The sequence below is a fragment of the Vibrio sp. OPT46 genome, assembly GCF_015163535.1.
GTDB lineage: Bacteria > Pseudomonadota > Gammaproteobacteria > Enterobacterales > Vibrionaceae > Vibrio > Vibrio alginolyticus.
In genome coordinates this window covers 100,314-101,729 of the sequence record NZ_JADDYG010000898.1, presented here as the reverse complement: position 1 = coordinate 101,729, position 1,416 = coordinate 100,314, and the positions used below count along the sequence as shown (strand labels likewise).

Genomic DNA, 1,416 nt, shown 5'->3' with positions numbered 1-1,416 from the left:
GATTAATATTTCTTTTAACCGTTGAGTTTATTTTGCTTTGGATATACTAAAAAGGAATTACGTGAAATGAACATGATGAAGACCTCTCTTGCTGCTGCCCTACTTGTTGCCTTAGTAGGTTGTCAATCGACGGCAGAACCTGAAGCGGCCACAGAGCCAGTTGTTAATATGTCTCAAGACGAAGTGGTTGCTTTCATGAAAGCGTGTGACAACCCAGACAGCACAGCGAAAGGACCTATTTCTAAACCACTATTTGTGGTGGGTACTTTTGCGGATTCCGATTGGAAACACGTGCCTCAGCGTCAATACACCTACAAAGGGAATAATTTCTACCAAGCCGTGGTTCAAGAAAAAGTAGGCTCCTACAAAATGCAGTATGCGACCGAGTTGTGGTTCCCACAATTTACCGCAAAAGGTAATAGAATGAACGTTGGTGAATTAACACCATTAACATTTGGTGGTTACGGTACGGATACTTCGGTTGATATTAAAGAAGATGGTAAATATGTATGGAGTCTTCAGTTTGAAGGAAAAGGCAAACCTGTTCATGTCATGGTAAATAAGTGCCAATAATATTCCATTCAATTATTTAAAATCTATTTTTATTTATTAACCCCTGCATGAAACACATGTCGGGGTTAATTTTATTACTCAAATTTCCGTAGTTTATTTGAGTAAGTTAGGGAGAATAAAATGCGTAATATCCTACGTAACCATCGCCTGTCTCGATCGTTGCTTGCGTTAAGTGTGATTGGTGCTTTATCTGCGTGTAATTCTTCTGGTGGTGGCGACACTAATAGCAGCACTCCGCTACCGGATACCAGTTATGCTTGCCAAGCCAATGTCATGGCGCAAAGTAACCAACTTCGTACTTATCAAATCATGGTAGAGAGTTTTGTGGATGGTGATGCGAGCATTGGTCACGGTACAGGTTATGGCACCAGCCATCATAACGGCGATTTGCAAGGAGTGATTGATTCACTCGATTACATCCAAGACTTAGGGATGAATGCGATTTGGTTGACGCCAGTTTTTGAGTCAGAAGAGATAGCAGGACAAGATCATTGGGCGGATCGTTTGGACGCCACCGGCTATTTTGCGACAGATTACTTTAAAATCGACCCCAAATTTGGTGACTTAGCGACCGCGAAAACTTTAGTCGAAGAAGCACACAAACGCGGTCTGTACGTATTTTTTGATGGCGTATTTGGCCACCATAAGAATGGTTTGATCAAACCCTCGCCTTCCGGCTTGTTGCCTTCAGGCTCAAGCAATCCCGTGGATTACCCAGCCAGTCTCGATTTCTACAAAGAGGTGGCGACGTATTGGATCAAAGAACTCAAGATTGACGGCTGGCGTTTAGATCAAGCCTATCAAGTTCCGACAGACGCTTGGACACAACTTCGTAAAGCCGTC

At 42.9% G+C, this 1,416-nt stretch carries 2 protein-coding genes; both read left to right on the top strand.

Annotated elements, in window-relative coordinates; translation table 11 throughout:
* The first annotated feature begins 66 nt into the window (after positions 1 to 66).
* Positions 67 to 573, top strand: coding sequence for a hypothetical protein (locus IQR33_RS31870; protein WP_017634473.1), 507 nt, complete (start codon positions 67 to 69; stop codon positions 571 to 573).
* A 120-nt stretch (positions 574 to 693) separates the two neighbouring features.
* Positions 694 to 1,416, top strand: a 723-nt coding sequence (locus tag IQR33_RS35090; RefSeq protein ID WP_265575820.1) for an alpha-amylase family glycosyl hydrolase, incomplete at its 3' end; no start/stop codon positions are given.

What these genes read in the sequence shown, in the direction of transcription:
- IQR33_RS31870 (WP_017634473.1), top strand. Translation starts at nt 67, where the DNA reads ATGAACATGATGAAGACCTCTCTTGCTGCTGCCCTACTTGTTGCCTTA.